The organism is Novipirellula herctigrandis, from assembly GCA_007859835.1.
Taxonomy (GTDB): Bacteria; Planctomycetota; Planctomycetia; order Pirellulales; family Pirellulaceae; genus Novipirellula_A; species Novipirellula_A herctigrandis.
This window is the reverse complement of record SJPJ01000001.1, coordinates 6,757,182-6,765,126: the sequence shown is the minus strand read 5'-3', so window position 1 is coordinate 6,765,126 and position 7,945 is coordinate 6,757,182. Positions and strand designations below refer to the sequence as shown.

General features: G+C 48.6%; 5 protein-coding genes. All 5 read right to left on the bottom strand.

What is annotated here, in order from left to right; genetic code table 11:
• Positions 1-116: 116 nt before the first annotated feature.
• Complete coding sequence (locus CA13_RS24835; RefSeq protein ID WP_146401281.1) at positions 117-1,328, bottom strand: polysaccharide pyruvyl transferase family protein; 1,212 nt, start codon at positions 1,326-1,328, stop codon at positions 117-119.
• On the bottom strand, positions 1,325-2,158 hold the full coding sequence (locus tag CA13_RS24830) for a nitroreductase family protein (protein ID WP_419194776.1): 834 nt from the start codon (positions 2,156-2,158) through the stop codon (positions 1,325-1,327). The genes CA13_RS24835 and CA13_RS24830 overlap by 4 nt, the downstream gene beginning before the upstream one ends.
• A gap of 665 nt (positions 2,159-2,823) precedes the next feature.
• Complete coding sequence (locus CA13_RS24825; protein WP_146401277.1) at positions 2,824-4,317, bottom strand: oligosaccharide flippase family protein; 1,494 nt, start codon at positions 4,315-4,317, stop codon at positions 2,824-2,826.
• 639 nt (positions 4,318-4,956) lie between these two features.
• Complete coding sequence (locus tag CA13_RS24820) at positions 4,957-6,255, bottom strand: nucleotide sugar dehydrogenase (protein ID WP_419194775.1); 1,299 nt, start codon at positions 6,253-6,255, stop codon at positions 4,957-4,959.
• Between the two features lie 1,098 nt (positions 6,256-7,353).
• Entirely contained in the window at positions 7,354-7,731 is a 378-nt protein-coding gene (locus CA13_RS24815; protein WP_146401275.1) for a GxxExxY protein, read from the bottom strand.
• Positions 7,732-7,945 lie beyond the last annotated feature (214 nt).

The following is a 7,945-nucleotide window of genomic DNA, read 5'->3' as shown; positions in this document are numbered from 1 at the left end:
CGACGCATGGCCGGATGGAACCCCGAGTTCCTTGCCAAAGTCCTTGGCATACCAACGACTTAGTGTGCGTCCACCCTGGACTTCACCTCCATTCTCACAATCCTAGCAAGCCAGCCTCATCCAATATGTAATTCCCTAACAACATTTTCCCACATACCCTCAATTGTCTCAAGCATCGGAACGCGTCTATTGTATAAAACATGACGAGCATTTTGGTTCTCAACAGGATCACATAGGTTTGCAACCAGGAGTTGCAAAGCAATGGAACCATCCTTGGCTTTGTGAACAAATTCCGGAACACCAAAATCCTCTGCCAAATACTGGTATTTGTGTGCCCAGCCCATCGAGATGGCCGGAACTCCTGAGGAAAGCGCAGCTACCAGACTATGAAAACGAGAGCCAACAACCAGCGTTGACCCTGCAATAAAGGCCTTCAAAGCAATGGGGTCCGTAGCAGTAAAGTCTAGTAAACTTCCTCCCGGAATCGCCCCTACTAGGCTAGACTTCAAATCATTCGCCAAGGTCAAATCACCACGATCACCAGAATGCAGAACAACAACCGGCAAGACGCCTTCCGCCAACATGGTTTGTGCAGCAATTTTCAGCCGATCCAAGTACAAATTGCCCCATTCTTCTTTCCCTTGGTCGATCATTTTTTCATTTGGAATAATGCAACCATAACGCCCTTGCATTGGCATTGAATTGTCACTCTCAAGAACTTGGCATGCAATCGTGATGTCTGGTGCTACCAGCAACCGTTTGTCGTTACCAACAATATTTTCAACATTCCGAAAGGACTCTTGTTCGCGAGCATAGATCAGCGTTGCACTGGCGCAACACCGTACAAAAGCATCTCTGTTAGCTGCGTTATTGAATGGTCCAAACATTTGCGGGAGGTAAATCACCGGCTTACCGCGTTTCGCATACTCCTTTGTTCGCTCTGCCGCGAACAACGTCTTGCGGAAGCTAAAACTGTCTCCATAGGCATAGCCGGATATATCTAGATACCCGTCACACTCTTCCCGCCGCACGAGCCCATAAATCCGTCGTGTTCTTTCACTTACACTAAACTTGGCATGGGCGTTAGCTATTGAGCGAGCAATCTTGGATCGATTAGCCAGATGGCGGGCCCATTTGCTGCCCATTAATGTTGATGGAAAGACTTGCAAGAGACCAAGTTTGGCTCTTTCTGAATAGTCTTTTAGCGAATTCGGGGTCACAGCGACTTGCAGCTCTGGAGCATGCAAGCGCAATCGCGCAACCACAGTGCGCAGCATTAGCTCAGCACCCTTGTTACCAAAACCACCTCCAAATACCTCGATGATCACAGTTGGTTGTAACTCCGAAGTTCTTCGATCGATTTCTTCTGAGAATACGGAACAAGCCCATCGGGATCAGGATAGCCCGCTGAAATGCACATTACGATCCTCTCATCTGGTTCAAGTCCGATCTCTTCTGCCATTTTTCGCTCTAAATCTTTGATATCCGGCCAGTTTATTGAACAGGTTGAGATTCCTTGAAGTTCTAAGGCGAATTCAAGTGCCATTGCTGCTAAAGAAGCATCAATATAAATAACGTGCCGATCTCTGGCCAACGGATACGCACGCAATTTTCCAATCACGACTATAAAAACCGGGAATTGATGACTAAATCCACGCGTTCCCAAGGGGATACTACTCAAACGAGTGATCAAATCTGAATCATCGAAAACCCTAAACTCAAACGGTTGGCGATTACAGGCGCTTGGTGAATATCCGGCAATTTCAACAGCTCGGTCAATTGACTTGCGGCATACCTTTCTATCTTGATACCAGCGTATACTTCGTCGTCGAATCGCAAGTTGAAGCATGTCTTCAACGTTAAATGATAAGGGCGTTAAGTCTCGCTTTTTGGGAGCTTTTAACTGATCGTTGCGAGCATTAACCGAAGGAACTTTCTCAAACAACTCACGCTGCAACGCAATCTCGCTATCGTTGCCATTTTCAGTTGCCAAGAAATATTGACTTAGTACGTCGGAGGCCCATTGCAATGTTGCCGAGATATCAAGGCCAGCATGCAATTCGCAACCCTGCAACTTGATGAAAGACACAACCGTCTCTGCAATATACTCTTTTGCAAACACTGGCTTGCGAGGTCGAGAGACGAGGCCTTTTTCCAAGCGGTGCGTATTTCTTCTAAGCCGGTAGAGATGCCCCTCCTCACTGAGTGAGTCCCCAAATTGATACCGTATCCGTCCAGCCAAAACGCTTGCGTGCTCGCGTTCAAAACTTCGATCGAAACAAAAATACAAATTGCTTAGAAAAGTCCATCGCACGCAAATCCGCTCAATTCGATAGATTATTCTAAAGACAATTGGTCCAAAGCGTTTTTTTATATGTCGTCGAATCATCTCTGATCAGATCAATTTTCGAGCAAGGAGTTTCATCTAAATCTCATTGAAGCAATCGCGTTGATATCTGCAACGTAGCCATTCGCAAATTGTATAAGCCCGACAGTTTGAATTGAAAGCGACATAGGGGATCATGTCCCCGCCCATGTTAGAAAGAAAGAGCTCAATTGCTTTCCTGTGCCGATCCGGTGTTTTGGGCGAAGTGGCAAATCGGGCTGACGGGAAGATTTCGAATTGGGGAATACAAATAGCAAGATGCTCTTGCCTTATTCATTCCTGCTTAAACATCGCGAAGCGTGGATTTCCCATGTCCGAATGACTGTTGTGCTTTGAGGTTAACAAGTTAATTTTGCGTGTTTTACTGGTTAGAACGGAGAATGTTGAATCGAACTATATTCTTGAGTATACATCGAAGCGAGTACGTTGGCATGAACCTATGTTGCCGCACTACGAAAAACCATCAACCTAGCTTTCGCCTGCTCCATGGTGGAAGCGATAACGTCGTATTGAAAATATCGATCAAGAAAACACATAGCCAGGAAGAAGGAGGCAAGCGCAGTCATTGTAGAAACGATCGATCGAATCACGAAATCCCCATCAGGCAACAGAGTAATCATCGAATCAGTCCCGACAAGGATCGTTGTCGCCAAAAGGATGGGAACAAACACAATTCGAAAAAGTTGCCGGTACGAGACTCCAAGAACTTGATGTATAAGAGAGTAACGCGACAATTGCCCCACAATGCCAGCGATCGCCAATGAATAGGCAGCCCCCATTATCCCAAAATAATTTGTTAGTGGAACAATCAAGATCATTAAGACAGCTGTCATTACCAACTGAAAGACAACTGAATACTTTGGTACGCCAAACGCATTCAAGGCACCCGAGTTCATACCACCCAAAGCACGGCAACCACCCCAAATTGCAAGTACTGGTAGTAGCTCAGCAATTTCAGAGTACTTATCACTGAATAGGTACTTTGTGATTACGTCAGCTGTGAGCGAGAAAAAGATGACGGTCGCGCAAACCAAGAGGTTTGTCGCCCAAAATAGTTTGCCAAACGCGTTTGCATAGGATGCCTTGTCAGTCTGCAGACGACTGAGTGCGGGGAATGTCACTCGGTTAACAATTGTCATCAATTGTACCAACGGAACACATGCCAACGTGTATGCAACCTGAAAGACACCCAGTTCCGTGAACCCCAATTTTTTACCGATATAAAAATCGCTTCCTCGTATAAGCACGAACCCAATAATGGTAGAGAAAAAAATCCAGAAACCGTAAGCATACAGTGATTTAAACTTGATCCAGTCAAATTTGAACGCTGGTCTTCGCCTCTCAGCGAAAAACCCAGCCAACACGCGAAAGATTGCGCGAACCAGTTGCCCAGCCACTAAAGCAAAGGGAGTGGGATAAATCAATGCAATGGAGAGAGTAGTTGCTAGGTCGATGGCACTTACTAAGAAATCAATGATTACGATTCTTCCAAAACGCAGATCACGCTCTTGCAGAATCAAACCTACATTTTCAAATCCTTGAATGATTGGGACAAACGCCAACGCAAATAGTATCCTCTTCAACTCGGGTCGTTCATAGAACGCAGCAAACAAAGGTGCTGTTGATAAGATCAACAAGGCGATCATTATCCCTCTGAATATCTGGCCAACCCATACCGTCGATATATACTCGGAGACGTCCCCCTTCCGTTGAATGAGCGCACTTCGCATACCTGTTTCAGAGCATACCTGAACAAGTGTCATTATACCCGCGGCGAATCCGAACACGCCGACGGAATCTGGTGCGAGAATCCAAGCGACGCAAACAATCCGAAGCGATGAAATCATCTGGGACAGGAATCGCCCCACCCCTACAATCAGACCAGCAGAAAACAACTCGGACTTCATATTTTTATCTTTGATAAAATCCAAGCGAGCATGCTTAAGCGATCTGTTCGCATTTGACAGTTCTCTGTTCGCAGCACGACAGAACACATGAGTGGTTGAGGGTTTCTATCCTTGCTACTCGTGTCGATCTGTGGCTGAAATCAGTCGACATCAAGACCGAGCATGTGGCATACCAAACGAAAGTGCATGGCGTGGGGGAGGAATATTTGTATGCCGAGGCCTTCGCCTTCTTCCTAACAGCTGTTGTTTTTCCGCTGACACCTTTTTGCTCGCTGCCGTCGGCGCGGACTTTGTCCTCTTGGATGACAGTAGTCCGTTCCAAGTTTTCCGTTGACCGTTCTAAGCGAATATCAGTTTGACTGGCATAGCCGATGTTTCGAGCGAAACGTTTGCAGTACGAAGCGAGTTGGTCAATTCGAGGTTAGAGTGGAGTGGTTGCAAGGGGAATCAGTTCTCATCTATCGATTATCGCGTGGCAGTTGGCAGGAAGATGAGAAAACAAATCGGATCAGCGATGTTGCACTAAGAGTGAGGGTGTTTTGAGGAAAAAACCAAAGGATTCAGGCGCCTTTGCTTTCGGTTCAAGACTGGAGTTTGCATTTATTGGAGGCAGCGATCAGGCGTCAGCTAAAAAGGGAGTAGGTAGAAACTAGTGGCTAGTCTCTACGCCTTGACGACGGTTTCTCTGTCTCTGCAGTTCACCGTTGCGTTTCTTGTGTCGATCACTAGCTTGGACCAATCGACGAGTTGCTGGTGGTCGACGTTGGCGTGGGCGGTTGAGATGATCGCGGCGTCGAAACTGGCGATCGTTTCCTTGTCCCACGCGACACTCTTCTTGCCTTCCCAATGTGCGTGCTCTCGCGTCGGGCGGATGACGGGGACGTAGGGGTCGAAGTACGACACTTCGGCTCCGGCGGCGGAGAGTAAATCCATCAGCACGTAGGTTGGTGACTCGCGGTCGTCGTCGACGTTGGCTTTGTACGCTAGTCCTACCAATAGGATCTTGCTGCCGTTGAGCGGCTTTTTGACTCCGTTGAGTGCTTCGGCAACTTTGTTCACGACGTGCTGGGGCATCGACGTGTTAATCTCGCCGGCGAGTTCAATGAAGCGGGTCGCTTGGCCGTATTCTCTGGCTTTCCATGTCAGGTAGAACGGGTCGATCGGGATGCAGTGACCGCCAAGCCCGGGTCCAGGATAAAACGGCATGTAGCCAAATGGTTTCGTCTTGGCAGCTTCGATCACTTCCCAAACGTCGATGTCCATCGCATCGTAGACAACTTTGAGTTCGTTGACCAAGGCGATGTTGACACTGCGGAAAATGTTCTCAAGTAACTTCGTCGCCTCGGCTGCGCGGCAACTGCTCACTGGCACAACCTTCTCAACCGCTTGACCATATAACGCTTGCGTTTTTTCTAAACATGCGGGAGTCAGTCCGCCGACGACCTTGGGAATCTTCGCGACCAACGAGTCAGGGTTGCCGGGGTCTTCCCGTTCGGGTGAAAACGCCAGATGGAAATCCTTGCCGGCGGTCATGCCGGACCCTGCTTCCAACACCGCGCGAAGGTCTTCGTCGGTGGTGCCAGGGTAGGTGGTCGATTCGAGCACGACCAGAGTTCCAGGTTTCAAGTGCGGCGCGATCGCTTCGCCCGTTTTTAGGATGTACGAGATATCGGGTTCGCGGTTTTTATTCAACGGACTGGGGACACAGATCAGAACCGCTTCGCACTCGGCGACTCGCGAGAAATCGGTTGACGCGGTGAGTCGACCGGCGTCAAGCTGTGCTGCGATCGATTCAGCATCGATATGGTGAATGTAGGATTTGCCCGCGTTGATCGAGTCAACTTTAGATGAGTCGATGTCCAATCCGAGGACGTTAACACCACTACGGGCGAATTGCAGTCCGAGCGGCAATCCGACATAGCCAAGGCCAACGATGCCGATAAGAGAGTCTTTGGAATTCATTGTGTAAATCTAGGTAATGGAGCTAGTTTTAGATCGGTCGATGGTTTGCTTCGAAGGACACGAAGCTTCACGAATAGGAATCTTGGTAATCGGCAGTGACGGTCGGTTGCTGGTACAAGACGCAGGGACGACCGAGACCATGCTCTTGCGAGCACACCTAACTCTTCACTCTACGCGTAAATCCGTCTTATTCATGGCTCGTTCTGTTCGGTCGGCGCGGACTTCGTCCACGTGGGTGACACGGGCATGCCCAAATGGAGAAGCGTTAAGGGAGCCTCTGCCAAGGACGATCCGAGTGTCTTCCTTTGTGATGACCGAAAGTCTCTGCGACTTCCGCATAGGGCAAACGAGTGTTAACCCTTGCGGAAATTATGGTTTGGGCGACCGAATCTGACAATCGATTTTTGAGAAGTGCGGGTAGTCTACTGTCCATTGGGTCCGATTGGGAGGGCCGAACGGGTCGTCGCTATTGGGACGGTTGCCTTCAGGGGGGGGGGCCACGAATCGACAGAATGGGAACTTGTCTATTTCGTTGCAAATGGGTTTAAACTGCGTTCTTCATTTTCTGCCACGAAGGGCACGAACGGACACGAAGCGGAATGTGATTGCAGGGAAGCAGAGCAATGAACCAGGAAGTAAGGATGGACTTGGCGGATGCAAATGTATCCAACCCACTGCGGCTACCCCCTTAACTTCGTGCAGATTCGTGTAATTCGTGGCAAATCAGCTGCCACAAAGTTTCTTGCCACGAAGAGCAGGAAGCGGAATGTAATTGCAGGGAAGCAGAGCAATGAACCAGGAAGTAAGGATGGACTTGGCGGATGCAAATGTATCCAACCCACTGCGGCTAACCCCTTAACTTCGTGCAGATTCGTGTAATTCGTGGCAAATCAGCTGCCACAAAGTTTCTTGCCACGAAGGGCACGAAGGGACACGAAGCGGAATGTAATTGCAGGGAAGCAGAGCAATGAACCAGGAAGTAAGGATGGACTTGGCGGATGCAAATGTATCCAATCCCACTGCGGCTAACCCCTTAACTTCGTGCAGATTCGTGTAATTCGTGGCAACATACACAGCTCGGACGTGAAGATTTTTCGGTCACAGTACAATCCGTTCGTATTGGAGCTTTCCGTGGCGTCCGAAATTTACTAGCAACCCAAGCTTCATTTCGGTTGCTTTGAGATAATTGATCATCTGAGCACGAAACTTGTCGTTAAGGTCGCTGGTCCCCTTAATCTCGATGATGATTTTTTGGAAACAAACAAAATCAGGGATGTAGACGGACCGGAGCGTCCGTGACTTGAATCGTAGCTGGAGTTGATTCTGGGGTGAGTATGGTATTTGGCGATCGGAAAACTCGTACTCCAAGCATTCTTGGTAGACCGCCTCGAGGAACCCCGAGCCCATTTCGGTATGGACCTCCATACAAGCACCTATGATTCGATAGCTTTCCTCTTTGAATAAAATCTCAGGCATTTCAGAGTCCCCATCTTCTCGGCCGAGAGTTGATCAAACGAACACTATCGATAGTGTATGCCATTTCTGGAAATTCGTGGCGAATGGTGCGAGTATTTTCTGCCACGAAGTCCACGAAGGGACACGAAGCGGAATCTGATTGCAGGGAAGCGGCGGGATGAATCGGGAAGATACTAGGATGGATCTTGTGGGGCACAAATAAATCTAAAGGTCC

Excerpts from the sequence above, each read along its gene's own strand:
- CA13_RS24820 (WP_419194775.1), bottom strand. The coding sequence starts at position 6,255 with ATGAATTCCAAAGACTCTCTTATCGGCATCGTTGGCCTTGGCTATGTC.
- CA13_RS24815 (WP_146401275.1), bottom strand. The coding sequence starts at position 7,731 with ATGCCTGAGATTTTATTCAAAGAGGAAAGCTATCGAATCATAGGTGCT.